The sequence below is a fragment of the Novosphingobium sp. TCA1 genome (assembly GCF_009811895.1).
Taxonomy (GTDB): Bacteria; Pseudomonadota; Alphaproteobacteria; order Sphingomonadales; family Sphingomonadaceae; genus Novosphingobium; species Novosphingobium panipatense_A.
The window spans coordinates 88307-112610 of sequence record NZ_BLJH01000019.1; the positions used below are offsets into that span (position 1 = coordinate 88307).

Sequence of the window (24304 nt, forward strand, 5' to 3'; positions counted from 1 at the left end):
TGCTCTCCTCATTCCTGAAGGTTGACCCAGACGTTGCGGACCTGCTGGAACTCGCGCAGACCCTCGATCCCGCCAAGGCGGCCGTGGCCGGAATGCTTCATGCCGCCGAAGGGCACGCAGGGCGTCATCGCCTCACCCGATCCGTTGACCTGCACCTGCCCCGCCATCATCTGCCCGGCAACACGGTGCGCGCGGGCGAGATTGGTGGTGTGGACATAGGCGCCAAGGCCGTAGTCGCTGTCGTTGGCAAGCCGGATCGCCTCTTCCTCGCTGTCGAACGGGGTGACGACGAGGACCGGGCCGAACACTTCGTTGCGGGCGATCTCGCTTGTGGGATCTATTCCGGCGAGCACGGTGATCGGATAGAAGTAGCCTTCGCCGTGATCGCCCTCCATCCGGGCGCCACCGCAGAGCACTTCGCCGCCTTGCTCCACGCCGCGACGGACCATGCCGTCGATCCGGTCCAGCGCGGTCTGCGAGATGACCGGGCCCATGAAGGTATCCATCGCGAAGGGATCGCCCACTTTCACATGGGCGGCCATGGCCTTCAGCATCTGGAGATAGGGTTCGTAGACCGCGCGCTCGACCAGCAGGCGGGTGCCGTTGACGCAGCCCTGGCCATTGGCGCTGACCGCGCCGGAAAGCCCGCGCTTCGCCGCAGCCTGAAGGTCCGCATCGGCAAAGACGATCACTGCCGACTTACCGCCGAGTTCAAGGCCTACGGGCTTCAGCGTTTCGGACGCGTTGGCGAGGATTTTCCTGGCCGTCGCGCCGCTGCCGATGAATTCGATCTTGTCGATGCCGGGATGGCCGACCATCGCCGCGCCGACATCGGGGCCGCCAGTGACGAGGTTGACCACGCCCGCCGGGAAGCCCGCTTCGTGGATCGCCTCCATCAGTTTCATCAGTGACCACGGCGCCAGTTCGGGGGCTTTCAGCACCACGCAGTTTCCGGCGGCGAGGGCAGGCGCCATGACCATCGTCGCGGCGAACAGCGGGCCGTTCCAAGGCACGATAACCCCGACGGTGCCGTAAGGCTCGTACATCACATAGTCGTGTGCGGGCCCGCCCCAGGTGGAGACGGTGCGCCCGTCGATCTTGTCCGCCCAGCCGCCGAAATAGCGGAACTTCTGCGCGGCATCGAAGCTCATGTGGCCGCCTGCGATCAGGATCGATCCGTTCTCCGCCGTCAGCAACGGCGTCATTTCGGCGGCACCGGCCTCGATTATCGAGGCGAGCCGGAACATCAGATCGCGCCGCCTGTCGCCGGGCAGGGCGCGCCATGCCGGATGCGCCGCTTTCGCGGTGGCGACCGCACGGTCAACGTCGTCGGGGGATGCGAGCCGGATTTCGCGCGTGATCCGGCCGGTGCCGGGGTAGACGTGGCCCCAGTCGATGCCATTGCCGGAGTGCGCCCTTTCCTCGCCGATGACCATTGAAAACTCGGGAAACGCCGAGATGTCCGGGTGTTGGAAGCCCATGCTCGTTTCAGTCCTCTCCGGGTGGCGACACGAGAAGTCGCTCTGATGAGAGGAAGGATATGGATCTAATATAAGCGGTCAATTGACTTGAATTCTCGGTAATGGCGCTCAAAGTATCGCTATATTTTTAATAATATGCATATTATTGGAGGATTCATGGAGCGCGTGCCGGGCCGACGCAAAGGCACCAATCTCGTGTTGCGAACCACGGAAACCTTGCGGAACCGCATTTTCGCCTGCGAGGCCGGGACCTTGCTCGGATCGCTGCATGAACTCGCACGCGACCTCGAAGTCGGCATCGTTACCCTTCAGCAAGCGGCCCGGGTGCTGGAACACGAAGGCTTGCTGGAAGTACGGCGTGGGCCAGGCGGCGGATATTATGGAACGCGGCCGGACGATGCCGCGCTGGAACGCGCGCTCGATTCCTACATGCGGATGAACCCGGCGGGCTACGAAGAAGCGCTGGACATGACGTCCCTGCTGTTCACTGAACTGGCGACGTCAGCTGCCCGCTGCACCGACCCGGCCCTGCGCGCGAAGCTGGCGGCATTGGACGATCGTGCCGGGTCGTTTCGCTCGATGGCGGAGTTCGGGGCGTTCGAACTCGAATTCCAGGACCTGCTGTTCAGGATGGTCCGCCGCCCGCTGTTCGAGATGCTTACGCGCGTGACCCTGCACTATGCGGCAACCCGTGCCGCTCCGGTCGTGGAGACTTTCGGGGCGGGTGTCGATTTCTGGCGCGCGGGGCGGCGGCGCATCATAGCTGCGATCCTTGCCAACGATGCCGACCTCGCGCGATTCGAGGCGAACCGGCAGAACCGGGAGGTCGTGATGGCGAGTCTGCAGACGCAGGATATGGCGATAGGTTCTGCATCAGTTGCTATTGAGAATGCGATTGACTCGCAATAAACCGGAAATATATGAGCCGTCTGGAGGGAACAGGGGGTTTCATGTTCAGGTTTTCGATATTGCTTTCAGGCGTCGCCGCTGCGGCGCTGACCGTTCCGGCGCAGGCCCAGCAGGCCGCGCCCGTCTATGATGGCGGCGGCCCGGACGATATCATCGTCACCGGCGAGAAAAGCGCCCGCACCCTGCAGGAAACGCCGACCAGCATCGCGGTAACGACGCCGCAGAAGATCGAGCAGGAAAACCTGATCACGATCCAGGACGTCTACAACCGCACCGCGAACATTTCGGAGACTTACGGCGCCTCCGGCTTCACCATTCGCGGGGTGAGCAATACCGGCGTCGGCGCGGGCGGTCAGGCCGATGCGGCCAGCGTCTATGTGGATGGTGCGCCGATCCCGAAGTGGGCGCTCTATGGCGGCCCGACGGACATGTGGGACGTGCAGCAGGTGGAAGTGCTGCGCGGGCCGCAGTCGACCATCCAGGGGCTGAACGCCCTTGCGGGCGGCATCGTCATCACCAGCAAGGATCCCAGCCTGGACCGCTGGACCGGCGATGCCCGCGTGCTCTGGACCGAGCATGACGATCGCACTTTCTCGGGCGCCGTGGGCGGCCCGATCGTGCGCGACGAACTGGGCGTGCGCCTTTCCGCCGAGCGCCGCGCCGATCGCGGGCTGGTGCGCAACGTCACGCGCGGCGGCTATGACGACGAACTGAAGTCGTTGAACCTGCGCGGAAAGATCAAGTGGACGCCGAGCGCGCTGCCGGGCCTGGAGGCCGTGGCGAGCTACAACCGGGTGCGGCGCGACGGCGGATATCTCTACGAATATTCCCGCACCGACGTGCCGGACTACTTCAACAACCGCATCTCCACCGGCGACCAGCCCAGCCGCGGCAAGATCGACAGTGATATCGCCGTGCTCAACCTGGGCTATGCGCTGGGCGACGGCCTCAAGCTGTCGAGCGTGACCTCGTGGAACCGGTCCAAGGTCCACTCGGTGATCGACACCGACGGCACGCCCGAAGACATTCAGGCGATCGACAACCGCTACCTCTACAAGACGCTGACGCAGGAGCTGCGCCTCAATTACGAGGGCGAGCGTCTCAGCGGCTTGCTGGGGGCCTGGTACTATCGCCGCACCGGCAGCATCGTGCAGAACAGCCGGGTGAACATCGCCACCCCGACGGCGACGATCGCCGGCCTGCTCCAGGCGAACGGGGCCACTGCGGTGCAGGCGCAGTTCATCAGCAATGCCTATGCCGCGCAGCTTCCCGTGATCCCGGTGCTTTACCAGGCCGATCAGCCGGAAAAGGTGGAGACCATGGCGATCTTCGCCGACGGGCGCTTCAAGCTGACGGATCGTCTTTCGCTGATCGGCGGTTTCCGCTTCGACCACGAGCGCAACCGTTATGCGGCCGAGACCGTGGCGACCTTCAACGGCACGCTGCCCGATCCCGCCTTCATGGGCGCCGCCTATGCGCCGATCATCGGCCTGATCAACCAGGGCGTGCTCGGTCTTGTCAGCGACGCATCGTCGCCCGCGGCCTCCAACGCGCGCACGTTCAATGCCTTCCTGCCCAAGGCGGGGATCAGCATGGACTGGACCCCGGACCTGACCACGGCCTTCACCGTGCAGCGCGCCTATCGTTCCGGTGGTTCCAGCCAGAACCCAGCCCGCGCCGAACTGGTGCCCTACGATCCCGAATTCAGCTGGAACTACGAAGGATCGCTGCGTTCGAAGTGGCTGGACGGGCGCCTGACGGTCAACGCCAACCTCTTCTACATGGAGTGGAAGGACCAGCAGGTCACCGCCTACTTCGGCCTGAACGCCTATGACTACAACACCGTCAACGCTGCCGGATCGCACCTCTACGGCTTCGAGCTGGAAGCTACCGCGAAAGTGGCGAACGGCATCGACGTCTATGCCTCTGTCGGCCATGTCCGCACCAAGTTCGACGACTTCACTTTGCCCACCGGCGCGACCAGCACGGTCGATCTGCAGGGCACGCAGTTCCCCTATGCGCCCCGCTGGACCCTTGCGGGCGGGGTGAACGCGCAGTTCGGCGGCGGCTTCACCGCCAACCTCAATGCCAACTACCGCACCTCGGTGTTCACCGGCGTGGGACAGGATCAGGCCCAGTACAAGGTTTCCGCCCGCACCGTGGTCAATGGCAGGATCGGCTACGAGACGGGCAACTGGTCTATCTTCGGCTTCGTGCGCAACCTCTTCAACGAGGAATACAAGCAGTACGAATATGCGGCGATCCACCAGGCCATCCTGGGCGAACCGCAGACCTTCGGCATCGGCGCGGGAGTGCATTGGTGATCGTCTGGGCCAGCCTGCTGCTGCTGGCGGGAGGCGCGCTGGGCGCCTTCCTGCTGCGGCGCTCGTGGCAGCAGCGTGACGGTTCGGCCCCCGGCATGATTGCCGGGGGCTGGTTCGTTCTGCTGGGACTTGTCCTGGCCTCGGTCTTCCTCATCGGCCCCGTGAAGGGAACCGCGCTCGCCCTCGTCATGGAGGGGATCGGCGCACTGCTGGTGATCTGGCAGGGCAGGGTCCGGCGCAAGGCCGCCCGTCTTCGCGATGCGGAGGCCGCGCCCGAACCGCTGGAGGAGCCGGGCCGGTTCTGGCGCGGGGTGCTGCGGACCCTGCTGGCGGGGCCGCTGGGCATGACCGCGGCCATGGGGGTCGCCTTCTGCGTGACCGTCTATCTGCCGGGCGATCCGCGCACGCGCATCGTGCTGGGCGGCTTGCTGATGCCCGTGCTATGGGGCCTTGCGATGACCTGGACGCTCGCCGACCGCCGCCTGCTGCGCGCCACGGCAGTGCTGGTCGGCGCCAGCGTGATCGGCTTCGGTCTTGCTCATCTGGGAGCTTCGGCATGAGCAATACCCGCAAGAAACAGTGGCGCTGGCCGATCTCGCCGGAAACGGTGCGGTCGGTGCTGAGCAGCCATTCGATTCTCGGCCTGGCCTTCGCGGCGGTGATCTACCTTGTCTGCCTGACCGGAACCCTGGCGGTATTCGCGCCGGATCTGGAGCGCTGGGAAGTTCCCGCCACGCCTGTCGCCCGCACCCTGAGTGATGCGGCGGCGGCGCGGGCCCTTGCCGAAGGCGCGAAACACATCCCCGCCGATACCGCGCTCTACCTCGCGCTGCCGACCCCCGCGAAGGAAGGCGCTTCGCTGACCGCGTTCAGCCCGACCTTCGAGCGCAAGTGGGCCGTGGCCGAGGACGGGTCGCTTTCCGATCTCGAAGCCGTCTGGACCGAATTCCTGATCCACCTTCACGTCAACCTGCACCTGCCGCGCAGCTGGGGCGAGTTCATCGTCGGCCTTACCGGCGTGGCGCTGCTGTCCTCGCTGGTTTCGGGCATTCTCGCCCATCCGCGCGTCCTGCGCGATGCCTTCCACTTGCGGCTGGGCGGTTCGCGGCGATTGCAGGAGGCGGACCTGCATAACCGCCTGGGCATCTGGGCGCTGCCGTTTCACTTCACGCTGGCACTGACCGGGGCACTGCTGGGGCTCAGCACCATCATCGTCGCGGTGCTGGCCCTGCTGCTCTACCCGGAGGGCGGCATGAAGAAAGTCTACGAGCTGTTCCTCGATGCGCCGCCGCCGGTCGATGCACGGGCGGCGCCCATGCCCGACATCGCCGCGCTCATCGCCGAGGCCCGCGCCCGCGCGCCCGAGGCGGCGCCGCAGAACGTCGTGGTCGAACGTCCCGGCCGCGCCGACATGCGCGTCACGGTGACGAGCGGACGCGCGAAGCTGCTGGTCCAGCAGGACGAGACCAAGTTCGATGCCGGGGGCAGGATTGCGGGAGAGGAGCACCCGCAGGACTTCGTGACGGGGACCCGCATCCTCGGCGGCATCGGCCAGCTACACTTCGGCTGGTATGGCGGGCTGCCGGTGCGGATTGCCTATGGGCTGCTGGGTATCGCGCTCTGCGTGGTGACGTCCAGCGGGGTGACGATCTGGCTCGCCCGCCGCCGCGACCGGGGACGGCCTGCCCCGCAGTGGGAGCGGATCTGGGCTGCGGTATGCTGGGGGCAACCGGTGATCCTGACCCTGACGGCGCTCCTCTCCTGGTTCGCACCCGAAGCATCGCTGCCCACCGTCTGGCTGGTCCTGACCGTGCTGTCGATCATGGCCTCGGCTTTGGCGCGAACGGTTCCGGGACTTTCGCTTGCGCGGATCTGGCGCCAGGCACTTGCGGCTCTGCTGGTCGTCCTGGCCCTTATCCACGGCGCGGCGGCGCTGCCGAAGGGCGGATCGCTGCTGGTCGATGGGTTGCTGATGGCAGGCGCGCTGGCACTCTTCGCCGGAGAACTTCGCACGCGCGCCAAGCCCGTCGCAGCCTGAGGAATACCCCAAAATTGGGCCGGTCGTTCAGGAAAGGGAACGCCTGGTGATGAATGCCGTTCATGAGGGCATACGATTTCACACAGTGCCCGATAGTGTAATCATGCGTTATCGTGGCGAATGGACGGAAACTGCCGTCCAGGTGCGAAGGACGGGCAATGAACGAAACGGCGGAGACGGCGGCGGGCGAAACGTCGCATTTTGAGGTATCCAGACGTGCGGTTCTGGCAGGAGGCGCTGCCAGCGTGGGTATTTCCGCCATTCCGTCGGTAGCGGAAGGAGCGGCACCCATGGCACAGCAACCCCCGGCGATGGCGGTCACGTTCAAGGTGAACGGCAAGGCGCAGGCGTTGATGCTCGACACCCGCACAACGCTGCTGGACGCGCTGCGCGATCACATCGGTTTGATGGGCACCAAAAAGGGCTGCGATCATGGCCAGTGCGGGGCCTGCACGGTGCTGGTCAACGGTACGCGCATCAATTCCTGTCTCAGTCTGGCGGTCATGCACGAAGGCGATGCGGTGACGACCATCGAGGGCCTCGGCACGCCGGAGCAATTGCACCCGATGCAGGCGGCCTTCGTGAAGCATGACGGATTTCAGTGCGGCTACTGCACGCCGGGTCAGATCTGCTCCGCCGTGGCGGTGCTCGAGGAGATCAGGGCGGGCATTCCCAGCCATGTGCAGGGCGATGTCGGCACGGCGCCGGAAATGAGCTTGCCGGAAATGCGCGAACGCATGAGCGGTAATATCTGCCGCTGCGGCGCCTATTCCAACATTGCCGAAGCCATGGCGGAAGTGGCGGGCGTGCGGATCGCGGAAACGCATGGCGCGCAGAGCGATGCGGGAGCGGAAGCATGAAGGCCTTCACCTATGAACGGGCCAGGACGCCCGCCGCAGCCGCAGCCGCCGTCGCCGGAAACAAGGGCGCCAAGTTCATCGCGGGCGGCACCAACCTGCTCGACCTGATGAAGCTGGAGATCGAGACGCCCACCCATCTGGTGGACGTGCAGGATCTCGGCCTCGACCGGATCGAGGAGACGAAGGAAGGCGGCCTGCGCATCGGCACGCTTGTCAGCAATACCGCGCTGGCGGCGGATCGGCGCGTGCGCAAGGATTACGGCGTGCTCACCCGCGCCATCGTCGCGGGCGCTTCTGGCCAGCTGCGCAACAAGGCGACCACGGGGGGCAACCTGCTCCAGCGCACGCGTTGCCCTTATTTCTACGATACCAACCAGGCCTGCAACAAGCGCAAGCCCGGATCCGGCTGCGCGGCGATCGGCGGGTTCAGCCGCCAGCTCGGCGTGATCGGCACCAGCGATTCCTGCATCGCCACCCATCCCAGCGACATGGCGATCGCCCTGCGCGTGCTCGATGCCCCGGTGGAGACGGTCGATGCCTCGGGCAAGGCCCGCAGCATCGCGATCGGCGAATTCCACCGCCTGCCGGGCAATACCCCGCATCTGGAAAACGTGCTCCAGCCGGGCGAGCTGATCACGGCCGTCACGCTGCCAAAGCCGATCGGCGGGCGGCATTTCTACCACAAGGTCCGCGACCGCGCGTCCTATGCCTTTGCGCTCGTTTCGGTAGCTGCGGTCCTGAACGAGGACGGCAGCGGCCGCGCGGCCTTCGGCGGCGTGGCGCCCCGGCCCTGGCGGGTCGAGGCGGCCGATGCGCAGATGCGCAGCGGTGCAGGCGCCGTGGCGAAGACGGCCTTTGCCGAGGCGCGCCCCACCCACGAGAACGCCTTCAAGGTCGCACTGGCCGAACGGACTTTGGCAGCGCTTATCGCGGAGAACCGGGCATGAAGTTCGACACGCCTGCGGGCACCAACCCGATCGACACGATGAAGGTCATCGGCCAGGCGGTCGACCGCGTGGACGGCAAGCTCAAGACCACAGGGCAGGCGCCCTATGCCTATGAGCACGGCGAGATCCCCGGAAAGCCGGCCTATGGCTACATCATCGGCGCGGCCATCGCCAAGGGACGGATCGCTGCCATGAACACGGCAGAGGCCAAACGGATGCCGGGCGTTCTCGCGATCGTCTCGGCCGAAAATGCGCAGCCGCTGGGCAAGGGCAGCATGAACACTGCCAAGCTCCTCGGCGGGCCGGTGGTCGAGCATTACCATCAGGCCGTTGCCGTGGTGGTGGCGGAAAGCTTCGAACAGGCGCGCAGCGCCGCCAATGCCGTGCGCATCGAGTACGAGCGCGGCGCGGGGCGTTTCGATCTCGTCAAGGAAAAGCCGGGCGCACAGCCGCTTACCGGCAACGATGCGGATACCCATACGGGCGATTTCGCAGGGGCCTTTGCCTCGGCGCCGGTGCAGGTGGACCAGACTTACACCACGCCCGACCAGAACCACGCGATGATGGAGCCTTTCGCCACGATCGCCTGGTGGGACGCGGATGCGCTATCGGTCTGGACGTCGAACCAGATGATCGCGTGGAACAAGCGCGAACTGGCCACGACCTTCAAGTTGCCGCCGGAGAAAGTCCACGTTCGCTCGCCCTTCATCGGCGGCGGTTTCGGGGGCAAGCTGTTCCTGCGCGCCGATGCGGTCATGGCGGCGCTGGGCGCCAAGGCCTGCGGCAGGCCGGTCAAGATCGCGATGCCGCGCCCGCTCATGCTCAACAATGCGACGCACCGCCCCGCGACGATCCAGCGCATCCGGCTGGGCGCGACCAGTGACGGCAAGCTGACGGCGATCGGCCATGAAAGCTGGTCGGGCGATCTGCCCGGCGGCGGCCCGGAATCGGCGACCCAGCAGACCAAGCTGCTCTATGCCGGGGCCAACCGCCTCACCGCCCTGCGGCTGGCCGAACTCGACCTTCCCGAAGCCAATGCCATGCGCGCGCCGGGCGAGGCACCCGGCCTCATGGCGCTGGAGATCGCCATCGACGAGATGGCGGAGAAGCTGGGCATGGACCCGGTCAAGTTCCGCGTGCTCAACGATACCCAGGTCGATCCCGAGCACCCGGAACGGCCTTTCTCGCAGCGCAACCTGGTGCGTTGTCTGGAAGAGGGCGCAGACCGGTTCGGCTGGAACCGTCGCAGCGCAAAACCGGCGCAAATGCGGGAAGGGCGCTGGCTGATCGGCATGGGCGTGGCGGCAGCCTTCCGCAACAACATCAACATGACCTCGGCCGCGCGGGTGAGGCTGGCCGGTGACGGCCTGGTCACCGTCGAGACCGACATGACCGACATCGGCACCGGATCCTACACGATCATCGCCCAGACCGCGGCGGAGATGATGGGGCTGCCGGTCGAGAAGGTGCGGGTGAAGCTGGGAGATTCCTCGTTCCCGGCCTCGGCCGGTTCGGGCGGTCAGTGGGGTGCCAACAGCGCCACCTCGGGCGTCTATGCGGCCTGTGCGAAGCTGCGCGACATGGCCGCGCAAAGCCTGGGCATGGATCCGGCTTCGGCCGAGTTCTCGGATGGCCGGGTACGCGCGGGCAACCGCTCGGCTGCCTTGGCCGAGGCGGCGAAGTCCGGCGAACTCGTGGCCGAAGAGACGATGCAGTGGGGCGATCTGGGGAAGAAGTTCCAGCAATCGACTTTCGGCGCGCATTTCGTCGAGGCGGCGGTGGACTCTTACACTGGCGAGACGCGGGTGCGGCGCATGCTGGCGGTCTGCGCGGCAGGGCGCATCCTCAATCCCAAGACCGCGCGCAGCCAGGTGATCGGCGCCATGACCATGGGCGTCGGCGGCGCGTTGATGGAGGAACTGGCGGTGGACAAGCGCTTCGGGTTCTTCGTCAATCACGATCTGGCCGGATACGAAGTGCCGGTTCACGCAGACATTCCGCATCAGGACGTGGTGTTCCTGGACGAGGCGGACGACAAGGTCTCGCCGATGAAGGCCAAGGGCGTGGGTGAACTCGGCCTCTGCGGCGTGGGCGCGGCAGTGGCCAATGCGGTCTACAACGCCACTGGCGTGCGGGTGCGGGACTATCCGATCACGCTCGACAAGTATCTGGCGAAGCTGCCCGCCATCGCCTGAGAGTCCGTTTGAAAAATGCCCGTAAGGGCATTTTCAGAGCGGCACCGGCCCCAAGCCTCTCAGGCGCCCCCACCCGACCACCCGCAGGATACTACCGTTGGGTGGTCGGGTGGGGGCGTGGGCCGGTGCCGCAAAAATTCGCCTTCAGCGAATTTCCAAACGGACTCTGACAGCCTCTCCGTCGTCCCCGCGGACGGGGACGACGGGCCTGGCTCAGCAAGACAGCAGGTCTGCAATCAGCTCCGGCGCGGAGGGGAAGTAGAAATGCATGTAGCTTGCAGTGAGCGCGCCTTGCCGGAAAATCCGCTCGCCCTTGCGCCCATCCGGGGTCCGGGCAAGCGCGATGGGTTCGAGGGCGGTTTCCAGCCGTGAATAGTGGAAGGTATGGCCGCGCACCGCATGGCCGGACAGTTCCGCTTCCTGCATGCCGAGGGCGACCAGTCGTTTCTGCATGGCCGCGCGGGCGGGCAGCAGGCCGAGCATGGGCGTGCTGGTGCCTGCGGCATCTTCCAGCCTTTCGCAGGCATAGAGCATGCCGCCGCACTCGGCCAGGATCGGGCGCTCGGTCAGAAAGTGCGCGCGGATCGCTTCCACCATTGCACGGTTGGCACTGAGCGCGGCGAGATGAAGTTCGGGATAGCCGCCCGGCAGCCAGAGCGCGTCGCAGTCCGGCAAGGTGGCGTCGCGCAGAGGCGAGAAGAAAGCCAGCCGTGCGCCCGCGCTTTCCAGGAACTCGAGATTGGCCGGGTAGATGAAACCGAAGGCCTCGTCGCGGGCCACGGCTATGCGTTTTCCGGCCAGCGCTGAAGGCGCAGGGGCGGCGGAGGCGGGTTTCGGAAACGGCACAGGCTCGGGCAGCCAGAGGGCGCTTTCGGGAAGCAGTTCGGCGGCGCGGTCGATGCGGGCTTCGAGATCGGCGATCTCGCCTGCCTGCACCAAGCCGAGATGGCGTTCGGGAAGGCCCATGCCGTCGTCGCGCGGCACGGCGCCCAGCCATTGCACGCCGCCCGGCATGCCGCGTTCCAGCAGCTGCGCATGGCGATCACTGCCCACGCGGTTGGCAAGCACGGCGGCCAGCGTCACGTCCTTGCGGTATGTCGCCAGCCCGTGGACCAGTGCGCCGAAGGTCTGCGCCATCGACGAACCGTCCAGCACCGCCATGACCGGCAGGCCGAAGCGCCGGGCGAGGTCGGCGGAAGAGGGGGTGCCGTCGAACAGCCCCATCGCACCCTCGACGAGGATGAGGTCGGCCTCCCGCGCGGCATCGTGCAGCAGCGCGCGGCACTGGTCCTCTCCGCACATGAACAGGTCGAGCTGATGGACCGGGGCGCCGCTGGCGACTTCGTGAACCATGGGATCGAGGAAGTCCGGCCCGCATTTGAACACCCGCACCCGCCGTCCTGCCCGGACGTGGCGGCGGGCAAGGGCGGCCGTGGCGAGCGTCTTGCCCTGTCCCGACGAAGGCGCGGTGACGAGCAGTGCAGGGCAGGCCGTCATCGGCGTGTCCGTCATCGTACGGGCCGCAGATATCGCCCGGACGGGCAGGTTCCAGGATGGCGCATGTTCAATTCCCCCCTTCGGTACAGACGCACGAATGTCGTCACGCGAAGGAGCCTCCCCCACGGGAGGCATCGCCCTCGTCCGCCCGGTACATCCCGCCCGCGCGAAGGATCGACGGCGAGGGGCCGGTTTCCTGACTTCCCGGATCCTCGCGCCTTCCGCCGCCTTCTCGGTAAGCCGTCAGGCTCCAATGGCGTTTCGGCGGGGCGCATCCCCGGTTACAGTTGCGGGCGCAGTGCCGGCTGCCACGGCCGATCGGCCGCAGTCCGGGCTTCCCGATCAAGCCCTTGCGGGCACCCCTTGCACCGGCACGACTATGGAACTTCGCAGGTTCGCGCAAGCGCCTCTCATCTTGCGCCGCCGACCTCGCGGCGATAGGGGCGCTGCTGCGACAGGTTCCCCGCGAGGGATCAAAAGGGAACTCGGGTGAAAGCCCCGGGCTGCCCCTGCAACTGTAAGCGGCGAGCCGTGCGGCCATTTCGCCATTGGGGGTGCAAGGCCCTGAGAAGGCGGCCGAAACGGCATTGACCCGTGAGCCAGGAGACCTGCCTGCCGCAGTCGTTCTTCGACCGGACAGGGTGAGCCGGCCGAACGGGGCATTTCCTCGCCGAGCGACAGCCATTGCCGTGCCGGTTTGCGGCGCGAAGGGGCCTGTCGCCGTCTGTCGCGGCTGCACGTCCTTCGCCTTGCATATCGGCCCGGTCGGGTTCGATCGCTGGCTTGAAGGACATGCCGTGAACTGCCGAATTACCACTGCCACCACCCTTGCTCTTGCCCTGACCGCCTATCCTTTCGCGGCCCAGGCCGAAGGCGCCGACGACGCCTCGTCGGACCGTATCGTCGTCTCCGCGCTGCGCACCCCGGTCGCGGCGGATCGCGTGGCGGATAGCGTGACCGTGCTGGACGAAGCGCAGATCGTCGCCGCGCAGCCCATCGCCCTCACCGATATCCTGCTGCGCACGCCCGGCATCAGCCTTTCGCGCAACGGCGGCTACGGCACCACCACCTCGCTGCGTATCCGCGGCGCCGACGCCGGGCAATCGGTCATGGTGATCGACGGCATGCGCCTGTCGGACGCTTCGTCCACGGCGGGGGGCTACGGCTTTTCGACGCTCTTCGTGGACGATGCCGAACGGATCGAGATCCTGCGCGGGCCGCAGTCGATTCTCTGGGGCAGCGACGCCATCGGCGGCGTCGTCAACGTTCGCACCCGCCGTCCGACCGAGCCGCTGGAAGGCAGCTTCGCCGTGGAAGCGGGAACCCATGACACCGTTTCCGCGCGCGCCGGTCTGGGCGGCACGTCCGAAGCGATCGACTGGCGCATCGCCGCCTCGCGCTTCACCACCGACGGCATTTCGGCCCGTTCCAACGGCACCGAGGACGACGGTTTCCAGCGTTCCTCCGCCAGCGGCACCCTGACGTTTCGCATCACGCCGGACGTTTCGCTGGACTTGCGCGGTTATTGGTCCGATTCCCGCAACGATTTCGACGGGACCTCGGGCGATACGCGCGCTTATGGCCGGACCGAGGAATGGTCGGGCTATGCCGGGCTCAACTTCGCGCTGCTCGGCGGGAAGCTGGTGAACCGGGTCGCCGTGCTCCAGACCGAGACCGACCGGGCAAACTACGATCCCGCGCGCTCCATCCGCCAGATCACGTTCGACGCCCACGGCCGGGGCCGCCGCTTCGAATATCAGGGCACCTACACGTTCTCGGAAGCCGTCCAGGCCGTGTTCGGGGCCGAGCGCGAGGAGCAGCGCATGACCACGGCCTCGCCGTCGAACAGCGCCGCGCCCTACACGCTCACCCCGACGAAAGCCGATACCGACAGCGTCTACGGAGAACTGCGCGTGACGCCGCTGACCGGGCTGACCCTGAACGGCGGTGCGCGTTACGACCATCAGTCGCGCTTCGGCGGCAATACCGTGTTTTCGGCAGGCGCGGTCTATACGCCCAACCAGGGGGCCACGGTGCTGCGCGCCAGCTATGACGAGGGCTTCAAGGCGCCCTCGCTCTACCAGCTTTTCAGCATGTACGGCGTGGACGATCTCAAGCCCGAAAAGGCCAAGGGCTGGGAAGTCGGTGCCGAGCAGGGCTTCGGCGAAGTGCTGCGGCTTTCGGCCACATGGTTCGAGCGCGATACCGACAATCTGATCGACTTCGCCTATTGCCCGACCAGCGGCGCCCTGCCGGACATCTGCATGGTTCCCGGCACTGCGACCTCGCGCTTCGGCTACTATGCCAACGTCAAGGCCAGCCATGCGCGCGGGCTGGAACTGGCCGCTTCGGCAAAGTGGGGCATTTTCTTCGCCGAGGGCAACTACAGCTGGATCGAGGCGGAGGACCGTACCCCGGACAGCGCCACTTATGGTCGCCAGCTCCAGCGCGTGCCGCGCCATCTGGCCAATGTCGAGGCGGGGGTGGACCTGCCGCAGGGCCTGCGCGCCAGCGTTGCCGCCCGCTATTCGGGCGAAAGCTACAATGCCGCCACCGGAACCGCCAAGCTGGACGACTATTGGCTGGTGGACTTGCGCGCGCAGTGGCAGGTCATGGAAAACCTCACTCTTCAAGGACGTATCGAAAACGTGGGCGACGAGAAGTACGAGACCGTAAGCGGTTACGGCACGCTCGGCCGCACCGTCTATCTGGGCGTGAGGAGCCGGTTCTGATGTTGCAGCCCGTCGAACCCGGTCCTTCGGTGGTCGTATGCAATACCTGCCGCCATTCCGCCGAAGCCCGCGAGGATGCGGATGGGCGGCGCGGCGGCGCGGTGTTGGCGGAGGCCATGCGCGCGGCGCAGGCAGCCGACCCGGCGCTCAGGGGCGTGGCGGTGCAGGAAATGCCCTGCCTCTTTGCCTGCCAGCGCCATTGTACGGTGGCGATCCGCGCGCCCGGCAAGCTCGGCTACGTGCTGGGCGACTTCGTGCCGGATGAGGACGCAGCCCGTGCGATCCTGGAATATGCCGTGCGCCATGCCGCCAGCGAGCATGGGCAGGTGCCGTACCGGGAGTGGCCGCAAGGCGTGAAGGGGCATTTCATCACCCGCACCCCGCCGGAAGGCTTCGTCGCCGCATGATCCGCTTCGAGAACCGCGCTGCCTTCGCCGAGGCACTGGCCGATCTGCCCGAACCGGAAGAGGCGGCGCTGGAGGCCGCGCGCAGCCGCCAGTCGGTGCTGACGAAGCCTGCGGGATCGCTGGGACGGCTGGAGGAGATCGCGATCTTCATGGCGGGCTGGCAGCGGCGCGAGCGCCCCCGCGCCGAGCTTGTCCGCGCGGCGATCTTCGCAGGTAACCACGGCGTCGCGGCGCGCGGCGTCAGTGCCTATCCTCCCGAAGTCACGGTGCAGATGGTCGCCAATTTCGAGGCGGGCGGCGCGGCGATCAATGCGCTGACGGCGGCCTGCGGCGCCGACCTGCGCGTGGTTGCGCTCGAACTCGACCGTCCGACAGGCGACATCACCTGCGAAGCCGCCATGAGCGAGGCGGAGTGCCTTTCCGCGCTCAATGCCGGGGCGGCGGCGGTCTCGGCGGACAGTGACCTGTTCTTCGTGGGCGAGATGGGCATCGGCAATACCACGCCTGCGGCTGCGCTTGCTGCGCAAGTCTTTGCAGGCGCGCCGGGCGACTGGGTGGGGCGCGGCACCGGGGTCGACGATGCGGGCGTGGCGCGCAAGGCCGAGGCCGTGGCGGCAGCGCTGGCGCTCCATGGCGCGCACTGCACGGACGCCTTCGAGACCCTGCGGCGCCTTGGCGGGCGCGAGATCGCGGCTATGGCCGGGGCGGTGCTGGCGGCGCGGCGGCTGCGGGTGCCGGTCCTGCTCGACGGGTTCATCGCCTGCGCGGCGGCGGCGCCGCTGCTGGCCGATAATGCCGCTTTCCTTTCGCACTGCCTGGCCGCGCATTGTTCGGCCGAGGCCGGGCATGTTCGCCTGCTGGAACGCTTCGGCCTAGATCCCTTGCTCCATCTCGGCATGAGGCTGGGCGAGGGGTCGGGCGCGGCAGTGGCGGTGCAGATCGTGCGCTCGGCACTTGCCGCGCATGACGGCATGGCGACTTTCGCCGAAGCCTCCGTGGCAGGCGCCGGGGCGGCTTCGGCGTGAACGGAATCCTTGTCCACCTGATGCGACACGGCGCGCCGCAGGAGCCTGGCCTCCTGCTGGGACACCGGGACGACGCGCCGACTCCGGCCGGTGTGGCGCGCTGCATCACGCGGGCGGCGGGGCTGGCGTTCGATCGGATCGTCTCCTCCGATTTGCGCCGTTCGAGCATCCCCGCCGCGCAGATCGCCGTGATCCGCAGGCAACGCCACGATCTGGATCCGCGCTGGCGGGAAATCGACTTCGGGGCCTGGGACGGGCTTGCGCCGCAGCAGCTCGATCCCGCCGTCCAGGCGCGGTTCTGGGATGACCCGGAAACTTTCGCCCCGCCCGGTGGCGAGCGCTGGTCGCACCTTTGCGCGCGCGTCGGCGATGCCCTGATGCAGATCGACCGTGCGAGCCTGATCGTCACCCACGGCGGCGCCATGCGCGCGGCGCTTTCGGTGCTGTTCGGGTTCGACCATCGGCAGGTCTGGGCATTCGAACTGCCTTACGGCGCGCTCGTCAGCCTGCGCCTCTGGCCGGGCGAGGGGCTTCCCGCCGCGCAGATCCTGACGCTGGACAGTGGAAAGCCGGGATGAGAGGTCTGGTCCTGGCCCTCCAGTTCCTGACGCGGCTGCCGCTCCCGGCGGTGCGGGTCGATGCGGCGGATTTTGCGAAGTCCATGCGCTGGTTTCCCGTCGCGGGCCTCGCCGTAGGCGGCGTGGTGTCCGGGGGCTGGTGGCTTGGCTGCCTTCTGGGTGACCGCTGGCTGGCGGCGCTGCTGGGCCTCGCTGCCTGGGTGGGCGTGACCGGGGCGCTCCATCTCGACGGTCTGGGCGATGTGGCCGACGGTGCCGGTGCGGCACACAAGGACAAGGCGCGGCTCTCGGCGGTCATGGCCGATCCGCATCTGGGCAGTTTCGCCGTCGTGGCGATCGGTCTGCAATTGCTGGCCAAGCTGGTGCTGCTCCATGCGCTGGAGCCGGGGCAGGTCTGGGCCCTGCTGCTGGTTGCGCCGCTCACCCGGATCGCGCCGCTGGCCTGGACCTTGGCGCTGCCGCCGCTGCACGAAGGTCTCGGCAGCCGCTTTCGCAGCGCGGTAAACGCGTGGCATCTGGGCCTGTGGGGGATGGTGGCGATGGCTCTCGGCCTGCTGGTCGCGCCGCCGCTGCTGACGTTGTTCCTTGCCGTTCCCGCCTGGGGCTACTGGCTGCACCGCAAGATCGGCGGCATTTCGGGTGACGGCCACGGCGCCGGAATCGAGGTGGTCGAAACCCTGCTGCTGCTTGCACTGGTGGTCCTGCGATGAGCCACGCTTTCCTCTTCCACGGCGGCCGGGTGAGCGAGGCGGCAAGGGCCTATGGCGGATTGCCGGAGGACTGGCTGGACCTTTCGACCGGCCTCAACCCCGAACCCTGGCCTGCTGCCAGAGCGGGGGCGGGCGCGGTGGACTGGACGGCCTTGCCCGACCCCGATGCGCTGGCCCAACTCGAAGCCGCAGCCGCGCGCCATTTCGGCGTGGCGCCGAACTTGTGCTGCGCCGTGCCCGGCAGCGAGACGGCGCTTCGTCTGCTGGCACGGGCGCTGGACCTGCCGGGCCGCGCGCTAGTCCCCGCCTATCGCACGCACCGGGAAGCCTTCTATCCCTCCCGGCCGGCCCGCTTCGGAGAACAGCCCGGCGCGAAGGAAGTCTTCGTCCTGGCCAATCCCAACAACCCGGACGGCGCGCTGCGCGATCCCGAGGCGATCGTCGAATGGGCGGAGCGGATCGACGCCAGCGGCGGCTTCCTGGTCGTCGACGAAGCCTTCGCCGATTGCCACCCCGAAGCTAGCGTCGCCCGCGCCGTCGCGCCGGGGCTGCGGCTGATCGTGCTGCGCTCGTTCGGCAAGTTCTTCGGCCTTGCCGGGCTGCGGCTGGGTTTCGTGCTGGGGCCGCCCGCGCTCATGATGCTGCTGCGTCAGTTGCTGGGAAGCTGGCCGGTTCATGCGGCCGCGCTCGCGCTGGGCAGGGCGGCCTATGAGGACAGCCACTGGATCGCCCGCACGCGCGCCGCGCTGCCCATTCGCGCCGAGGCGCTCGACGGCGTGCTGCGCCGTCACGGCCTTGAGCCGGTGGGAGATTGCCCGCTGTTCCGGCTCGTGACCGGCTGCGAGGGACAGGCGCTGTTCGAACGGCTGGCCCGGGCGCGCATCCTTGTCCGGCCCTTCGCGGAGTTTCCCGACTGGGTGCGCTTCGGTGTCCCCGCCGATCCGGCCGCTCTCGCCCGTCTCGATGCGGCGCTGGCCGGGGACCGCTCATGATCGAGCCGGTCGCCTTTGCCGCCATGGCGCTGGAAGGCGCGTTCGGCTGGCCGGGGCGGCTCTATCGGGCGATCGGCCATCCGGTGGGGCTTTTCGCGCAAGTCATCTCCGGCTGCGAACGCAAGCTCAATCGCGCGGACTGGTCCGACATGGCCCGGCGGCTTACCGGGCTTGCCGCAATGCTGGGACTGATCGCGGCCGTTCTGGTCGTCATGGCACTGGCGGTCTGGCTGGTGCGGGGGAGCGCGGGAGATTGGGCCTGGCTCCTGCTTGCGGCTCTGGCCTGGCCTGCGCTTGCGGCGCGCAGCCTCGACGATCATGTCCGCCCCGTCCTCGCCGCGTTGGAGGCAGACGATCTCGCAGAGGCGCGCCATGCCGTCGGCATGATCGTCGGCCGCGACACGGCTGCGCTCGATGCGCCGGGCGTCGTCCGCGCGGCGATCGAGAGCCTGGCCGAGAGCTTCTGCGACGGCGTGGCGGCGCCAGTGTTCTGGCTGCTGGTCGGCGGCGTGCCGGGCATTTGGGCCTACAAGGCGATCAATACGGCGGACAGCCTGATCGGCCATCCCGAGGAGCCGCTGCGCGCTTATGGCTGGGCAGCAGCCCGGATCGACGATCTGGCGAACTTCGCGCCAGCAAGGCTGGCGGGCATGCTGCTTTGTATTGTGGGCGGAACCGGCGCGCGTGAAGGGTGGCGGATCATGCTGCGCGACCATGGCCGCCACGCCTCGCCCAACGCCGGATGGCCCGAAGCGGCGATGGCGGGGGTGCTGGGCATTCGGCTCGCCGGACCGATCCTCTACGACGGGGTGCTTGCCCCCAAGCCCTGGATCGGGGAGGAGGGCGCCGTTGCAGGCGCGGCGGATTTGCGGCGGGCGCTGGCGGTCTATCGCCGGGCCTGCGTCTTTCTCGCCCTGATAGTGCTGGGAGTAGCATGGCTGGTTTGATGTTGCAGGGGACCGGGTCGGACGTCGGCAAATCCGTGCTGGTCGCGGGACTGTGCCGCGCCCTTGCCAATCGCGGGCTGAAAGTCCTGCCGTTCAAGCCCCAGAACATGTCCAACAACGCGGCGGTGACACCCGAAGGCGGCGAGATCGGCCGGGCGCAGGCGCTTCAGGCGCTGGCGGCGCGGGTGCCGCTTCATGTCGACATGAACCCCGTGCTGCTGAAGCCGCAGGCTGACCGGACCTCGCAGCTCGTGGTTCACGGCGAAGTGCGCGGCACGCTCGGCAGCGCCAACTTCCGCGAGGCGCGCCGCTCGCTTCTGCCCGAAGTCCTGGCAAGCTACCGGCGGCTGGAGGCGCGCTGCGACCTCGTGGTGGTGGAAGGCGCCGGTTCGCCCGCAGAGATCAACTTGCGCGCCGGGGATATCGCCAACATGGGCTTCGCGCGCGAGGCTGCGGTGCCGGTCGTGCTCGTGGGCGATATCGACCGGGGCGGCGTGATCGCGGCGGTGGCGGGCACGCGGGCCGTGATCGACTCCGAGGACGCGGCGATGATCCGGGGTTTCCTCATCAACAAGTTCCGCGGCGATCCGGCGCTTTTCGCGGATGGCTATGCGGCCATCGAGCGGCTCTCGGGCTGGCGCGGCTACGGTGTTATGCCCTGGGCCCACGCGGTCGGTCGCCTGCCCAGCGAGGATGCCGTCGTGCTGGAGCGCGGGCTGGGCGGGGGCAGCGGCAAGCTGCTGGTCGCCTGCCCGATCCTGCCGCGCATCGCCAATTTCGACGATCTCGATCCGCTCCGGCAGGAATCGGGCGTGGACGTGGCGATGATCCCGCCGGGCACACCGATCCCGGCAGAAGCGGCGCTGATCGTCCTGCCCGGCTCCAAGGCGACGATGGCCGACATGGCGTTCATGCGCGCCGAGGGCTGGGATATCGATGTGCTGGCCCATCACCGGCGCGGCGGCATGATCCTCGGCATCTGCGGCGGCTACCAGATGCTGGGGCGCACGATAGCCGATCCGCTCGGCATCGAGGGCGCGCCCGGCGAGATCGCGGGGCTGGGCCTGCTCCCGGTGGATACCGTGCTGGGCAATCGCAAGGCGCTGCGCGAGGTATCGGGCAAGGCGCTCGGGGCGATGTTCGATGGCTACGAGATGCACATGGGTGTGACGGAGCGGGAAAATGGCGTTCCTTTCGCACTGCTGGACGGCGACAGGACCGACGGCGCCGTGGATGCGGCAGGGTGCGTCATGGGCACTTATTGCCACGGTCTGCTCGCTTCGACGCCGCTGCGCGCTGAACTGCTGGCGCGGTTGGGCGGCAGGAGCGACGGGCTGGACCATCACGCCGGGGTCGATGCCGCGCTCGACGAACTGGCCGCCGAAATGGAGCGGCATCTGGACATTGACGGCCTGCTGGCGCTGACGGAGTACCATGCATGACGACGACCCTCGTTCTGGGCGGCGCCCGTTCGGGCAAGAGCCGCCATGCGCAGGCGCTGGCCGAAGCGGTTCCGGGGCGGCTCGTCTATATCGCCACGGCCCAGGCGCTCGACGACGAGATGGAGGCCCGCATCGCCCGGCACCGCGAGGATCGCGGACCGCGCTGGTCGACCCTTGAAGCGCCGCTCGACCTGGCCGAGGGCATCGGGAAGGCGGCGGGCGAGGCCGATGCGGTGCTGGTCGATTGCCTGACCTTGTGGCTGTCCAACCTGATGCTGGGCGACATCGCCCTGCAACCCCGCTTCGATGGCCTCTGCCGGGCGATTGCCGTCTGTCCGAAGCCCGTGGTGCTGGTGGCCAATGAAGTCGGGCTGGGGATCGTCCCGGACACGCCGCTGGGGCGGCGGTTTCGCGACGAGGCGGGGCGGCTAAACCAGCAGGTCGCGGCCACGGTGAAGCACGCTGTCTTTGTCGCTGCCGGACTACCGCTGGTCCTCAAGTAAGAAAAAAAGGCCGCCCGGGACAGGGCGGCCTCTTCAAGGTGTCCCGGAGGGGTCCGGGACGGGTTTTCGGACGGGTTTTCGAAGACTTCAGAAATCCATCCAGTCGTCGGCCGTGGTCAGCGCCTTCATCGGCTTGCGCAGCGGTGCCGGTTCGGCAGGCGCGGAGACGAAAGAGGGCGAGAACGCCGGTGCCGCGACGGGGCGCGGGGCGCTGCGCAGTCCGGTGTCGCCGGTGCGGAACATCGCCGCGCGATCGGACAGCGACGTCACTTCGCTGTTGAGGTTGCGCGCGGCGGCGGAGGTTTCCTCGACCATGGCGGCGTTCTGCTGGGTGGCCTGGTCCATGGTGCCGATCGTCGCGCTGATCTCGGTGATCGTCGAGGACTGGGCCTGGTTGTCGCTGGCGATGTTGCTCAGCAGCGAGTGGACTTCGGTGACGTCGCCCGAGATGTTCTGCAGGGCGCCGTCGACACGCTGGACCGCTTCCACGGCCGTGCCGATGTCGGCCTGGGTCGCGGTGAGCTGTTCGCGGGCGCGCTTGGCTTCTTCTTCCGAACGCATGGCCAGCGCCGAGACGAGATCGGCCACGACCGCGAAGCCGCGGCCCGCATCGCCGGCGCGGCCAGCTTCGACGGCGGCGTTCATGGCAAGCACGCGGGTCTGGAAGGCGATCTTGTCGAGGCCTTCGATGACGGAGTCGATGCCCTTGGCGCTTTCGCTGACGCGGCCCATGGCCTGCACGGCTTCGTCGGCGATCTCGCGGCCCGAACCGACCACGTTCATCGCACCGTCGGCGCGCTGCACGGTGCGACCGGCGGCGGCAGCAGTGGCGCGCAGGCGCTCGTCCATCTGGGTGATCGCGGCCGAAGTCTCTTCGAGGCTGGCGGCGTTGCTCTCGGTGCGGCGGGCGAGGTCCTCGGATGCCTGGGCGATCTCGCTGGAGCCGGTGCGGATGGCGACCGCGCTTTCCGCAACCGCGCCGATCAGGTCGCGCAAGGCGCCGACGGCGGTGTTGAAGTTGCTCTTCAGCTCGGCATAGGCAGGCGGGAAGTCGGCCGAAATGCTCTGGGTGAGATCGCCTTCGCTGATCGCCTGGAGGCTGGAGCGCAGGGTCGAGGTGACGACTTCCTGTTCGCGGGCCTGAACGGCATCGATCTCGGCACGGGCCTCGGCGGCGACGCGGAACTGTTCGACGGCTTCGGCGATTTCGCCGATTTCATCGCCGCGCTCGCGGTAGGGCACGTCGACCTTGCCGCCTTCGGCCAAGGTCGAGGTGACATGGGCGATCCGGCTCATCGGCGCGGCGACCGAGCGGTTGATCAGCAGCCAGATGAACACGATCAGGCCCATCGCCAGCAAAGCCAGCGCAACGCAGAGGATCGTGGCGGTCTGGGTGGTCTGCTCGCCTTCGTCGGCCTTGGAGGCGACGCGCTGGCGGGTGAGTTCGATCAGCTTGTCGGTCTGCTCGATCATGTCGTGCGAGGCTTTCTTGCCGTCGCCCTTGATCAGCGCCATCGCTCCGTCGAAATCGCCTGCGGTGCGCAGGGCGAAGATGCGGTCGTTCATCTGCGTCAGGGCCACGGCGCGGCTGCGCAGTTCGGCGCTTTCGGCCGGGAAAGCCTCTTCGCCCACGGCCTTGTAGCTATCGACCGACTTCAGCAGTTCCTCGTCCGCCACCTTGAGACGGTCGCGCAGGTTCTGGGCGTCGTCCGCATTGGCGGCATTGTAGTAGCTGTAGACGATGATCCGCTGTTCCTTGACGTTGCTGATGACGTCGGTGAGCCCGGACATGCCCGCCATGCCGCGCTCGACATGGCTCTTGGCGATCGCGCTGAGTTCGCGCGTCGAAAGGAAGCCGTTGATGCCGACGATGGCGATCAGCACGTTGATCAGCGAAAAGGCTGCCCACAATTTCTTGGGCAAACGCCAATTGTTGAGAAATTCAAGCATTTGTATTCCAGTTCCTGCTTGGGGGGTCGGTCCCGCCATGGGCGCGCCTGTTTTCATTATAGTCGGGCGGATGAATCGCGGGCGCGGGACACGGTTAAATCGTCGGGTTTCCGGGATTTCAGGAAGACTGGGACAGTGCCATTCCGGCGCTTCTCCCCCCTTGCGATAGCCCTGATCGAAAACCACGCTTGGCCGAAGCGACAGAAGGCCGGGATGGCGAACCACCCCGGCCTTCCAGACGACTGGCCTCCCGGCGAACCGGGAGACCATCGATCCTCCGATTAACGGAAGAGCGACAGGATCGTCTGCGGCGCCTGGTTGGCGATCGACAGAGCCTGCACGCCCAGCTGCTGCTGGACCTGAAGGGCCTGAAGCTTCGCCGATTCCTTGGCGAGGTCAGCGTCGACGAGGTTGCCAATGCCGGTTTCGACCACGTCCGACAGCTTGCTGGTGAACGAGAGCTGGCCCTCGATCTTGCGCGAAGCTGCGCCCATGTCGCTGAGGCTGGTGTTGACGTCCTTGATGACGTCATCGAGCTTGCCGACCATCGCTTCGGCATCGGTCTGCGAGGCGATGCTGGTGTCGATGGCGTCAGTCACCTTCGCGGTGAAGCCCTGGTTGGCGACGTTGAGGCTGTCCGTCACATCGGCGCCCGGGGTGATCGTCAGCGACTGAAGAGCTGCAACGGTGGTGGTGCCGGTGAAGTCTTCGTCGAGCAGGTTGGTGTTGTTGAATTCCGACGACTTGATGATCGTGGTGATCTGCTC

20 protein-coding genes and 2 riboswitches are annotated in these 24304 nt (G+C 67.4%); of the genes, 16 read left to right on the forward strand and 4 right to left on the reverse strand.

The window, feature by feature from the left end; translation table 11 throughout:
- Positions 1–8: 8 nt before the first annotated feature.
- Positions 9–1481, reverse strand: coding sequence for an aldehyde dehydrogenase (locus NTCA1_RS19605; protein ID WP_159831546.1), 1473 nt, complete (start codon positions 1479–1481; stop codon positions 9–11).
- A 156-nt stretch (positions 1482–1637) separates the two neighbouring features.
- Between NTCA1_RS19605 and NTCA1_RS19610 the strand changes: the two genes are divergently transcribed.
- From NTCA1_RS19610 to paoC, 7 genes are all read left to right on the forward strand, one after another.
- Complete coding sequence (locus NTCA1_RS19610) at positions 1638–2390, forward strand: FadR/GntR family transcriptional regulator (RefSeq protein ID WP_236549474.1); 753 nt, start codon at positions 1638–1640, stop codon at positions 2388–2390.
- A 41-nt stretch (positions 2391–2431) separates the two neighbouring features.
- A complete protein-coding gene (locus NTCA1_RS19615; protein WP_159831547.1) occupies positions 2432–4714 on the forward strand; it encodes a TonB-dependent receptor in 2283 nt (760 codons plus the stop codon).
- Positions 4711–5274 (forward strand): hypothetical protein, encoded by a 564-nt coding sequence (locus NTCA1_RS19620; protein ID WP_236549475.1) that lies wholly within the window; start codon positions 4711–4713, stop codon positions 5272–5274. The genes NTCA1_RS19615 and NTCA1_RS19620 overlap by 4 nt, the downstream gene beginning before the upstream one ends.
- On the forward strand, positions 5271–6752 hold the full coding sequence (locus NTCA1_RS19625) for a PepSY domain-containing protein (protein WP_159831549.1): 1482 nt from the start codon (positions 5271–5273) through the stop codon (positions 6750–6752). Before NTCA1_RS19620 ends, NTCA1_RS19625 begins: the two co-directional genes overlap by 4 nt.
- A gap of 158 nt (positions 6753–6910) precedes the next feature.
- Positions 6911–7612, forward strand: coding sequence for an aldehyde dehydrogenase iron-sulfur subunit PaoA (gene paoA, locus NTCA1_RS19630; protein ID WP_086491299.1), 702 nt, complete (start codon positions 6911–6913; stop codon positions 7610–7612).
- Complete coding sequence (locus NTCA1_RS19635) at positions 7609–8559, forward strand: xanthine dehydrogenase family protein subunit M (protein WP_159831550.1); 951 nt, start codon at positions 7609–7611, stop codon at positions 8557–8559. Before paoA ends, NTCA1_RS19635 begins: the two co-directional genes overlap by 4 nt.
- Positions 8556–10754: an aldehyde oxidoreductase molybdenum-binding subunit PaoC gene (gene paoC / locus NTCA1_RS19640; protein WP_159831551.1), complete on the forward strand. Its 2199-nt coding sequence runs from the start codon at positions 8556–8558 to the stop codon at positions 10752–10754. Before NTCA1_RS19635 ends, paoC begins: the two co-directional genes overlap by 4 nt.
- A 213-nt stretch (positions 10755–10967) precedes the next feature.
- On the opposite strand, the gene NTCA1_RS19645 is transcribed toward paoC, so the two are convergent.
- A complete protein-coding gene (locus NTCA1_RS19645; RefSeq protein ID WP_236549476.1) occupies positions 10968–12266 on the reverse strand; it encodes a cobyrinate a,c-diamide synthase in 1299 nt (432 codons plus the stop codon).
- A gap of 153 nt (positions 12267–12419) precedes the next feature.
- Positions 12420–12630, reverse strand: a riboswitch (cobalamin riboswitch).
- 60 nt (positions 12631–12690) lie between these two features.
- Positions 12691–12882, forward strand: a riboswitch (cobalamin riboswitch).
- A gap of 166 nt (positions 12883–13048) precedes the next feature.
- On the opposite strand from NTCA1_RS19645, the gene NTCA1_RS19650 reads away from it, so the two are divergent.
- From NTCA1_RS19650 to cobU, 9 genes are read left to right on the forward strand one after another with little or no spacing between them, the layout of a single operon-like run.
- Positions 13049–14983, forward strand: coding sequence for a TonB-dependent siderophore receptor (locus NTCA1_RS19650; protein ID WP_159831552.1), 1935 nt, complete (start codon positions 13049–13051; stop codon positions 14981–14983).
- Positions 14983–15390 (forward strand): DUF1636 domain-containing protein, encoded by a 408-nt coding sequence (locus NTCA1_RS19655; RefSeq protein ID WP_086491302.1) that lies wholly within the window; start codon positions 14983–14985, stop codon positions 15388–15390. The genes NTCA1_RS19650 and NTCA1_RS19655 overlap by 1 nt, the downstream gene beginning before the upstream one ends.
- Positions 15387–16415, forward strand: coding sequence for a nicotinate-nucleotide--dimethylbenzimidazole phosphoribosyltransferase (cobT, locus tag NTCA1_RS19660; protein ID WP_159831553.1), 1029 nt, complete (start codon positions 15387–15389; stop codon positions 16413–16415). Before NTCA1_RS19655 ends, cobT begins: the two co-directional genes overlap by 4 nt.
- Complete coding sequence (locus NTCA1_RS19665) at positions 16412–16993, forward strand: histidine phosphatase family protein (RefSeq protein ID WP_086491304.1); 582 nt, start codon at positions 16412–16414, stop codon at positions 16991–16993. The genes cobT and NTCA1_RS19665 overlap by 4 nt, the downstream gene beginning before the upstream one ends.
- Positions 16990–17703, forward strand: coding sequence for an adenosylcobinamide-GDP ribazoletransferase (gene cobS / locus NTCA1_RS19670; protein ID WP_159831554.1), 714 nt, complete (start codon positions 16990–16992; stop codon positions 17701–17703). The genes NTCA1_RS19665 and cobS overlap by 4 nt, the downstream gene beginning before the upstream one ends.
- On the forward strand, positions 17700–18695 hold the full coding sequence (locus NTCA1_RS19675) for an aminotransferase class I/II-fold pyridoxal phosphate-dependent enzyme (RefSeq protein ID WP_159831555.1): 996 nt from the start codon (positions 17700–17702) through the stop codon (positions 18693–18695). The genes cobS and NTCA1_RS19675 overlap by 4 nt, the downstream gene beginning before the upstream one ends.
- Positions 18692–19642 carry an adenosylcobinamide-phosphate synthase CbiB gene (gene cbiB, locus NTCA1_RS19680; RefSeq protein ID WP_159831556.1) on the forward strand — a complete coding sequence of 317 codons (951 nt, stop codon included), beginning with the start codon at positions 18692–18694 and terminating at the stop codon, positions 19640–19642. Before NTCA1_RS19675 ends, cbiB begins: the two co-directional genes overlap by 4 nt.
- A complete protein-coding gene (locus NTCA1_RS19685; protein ID WP_159831557.1) occupies positions 19630–21084 on the forward strand; it encodes a cobyric acid synthase in 1455 nt (484 codons plus the stop codon). Before cbiB ends, NTCA1_RS19685 begins: the two co-directional genes overlap by 13 nt.
- The gene (gene cobU, locus NTCA1_RS19690; RefSeq protein WP_159831558.1) at positions 21081–21587 is read left to right on the forward strand and encodes a bifunctional adenosylcobinamide kinase/adenosylcobinamide-phosphate guanylyltransferase; all 507 of its coding nucleotides are present in this window, start codon (positions 21081–21083) and stop codon (positions 21585–21587) included. The genes NTCA1_RS19685 and cobU overlap by 4 nt, the downstream gene beginning before the upstream one ends.
- 87 nt (positions 21588–21674) lie before the next feature.
- Here cobU and NTCA1_RS19695 read toward each other — a convergent pair whose 3' ends face one another.
- Both NTCA1_RS19695 and NTCA1_RS19700 read right to left on the reverse strand, forming a co-directional pair.
- A complete protein-coding gene (locus tag NTCA1_RS19695; RefSeq protein ID WP_159831559.1) occupies positions 21675–23537 on the reverse strand; it encodes a methyl-accepting chemotaxis protein in 1863 nt (620 codons plus the stop codon).
- 281 nt (positions 23538–23818) lie between these two features.
- Positions 23819–24304, reverse strand: a 486-nt coding sequence (locus NTCA1_RS19700) for a flagellin (RefSeq protein WP_255490547.1), incomplete at its 5' end; no start/stop codon positions are given.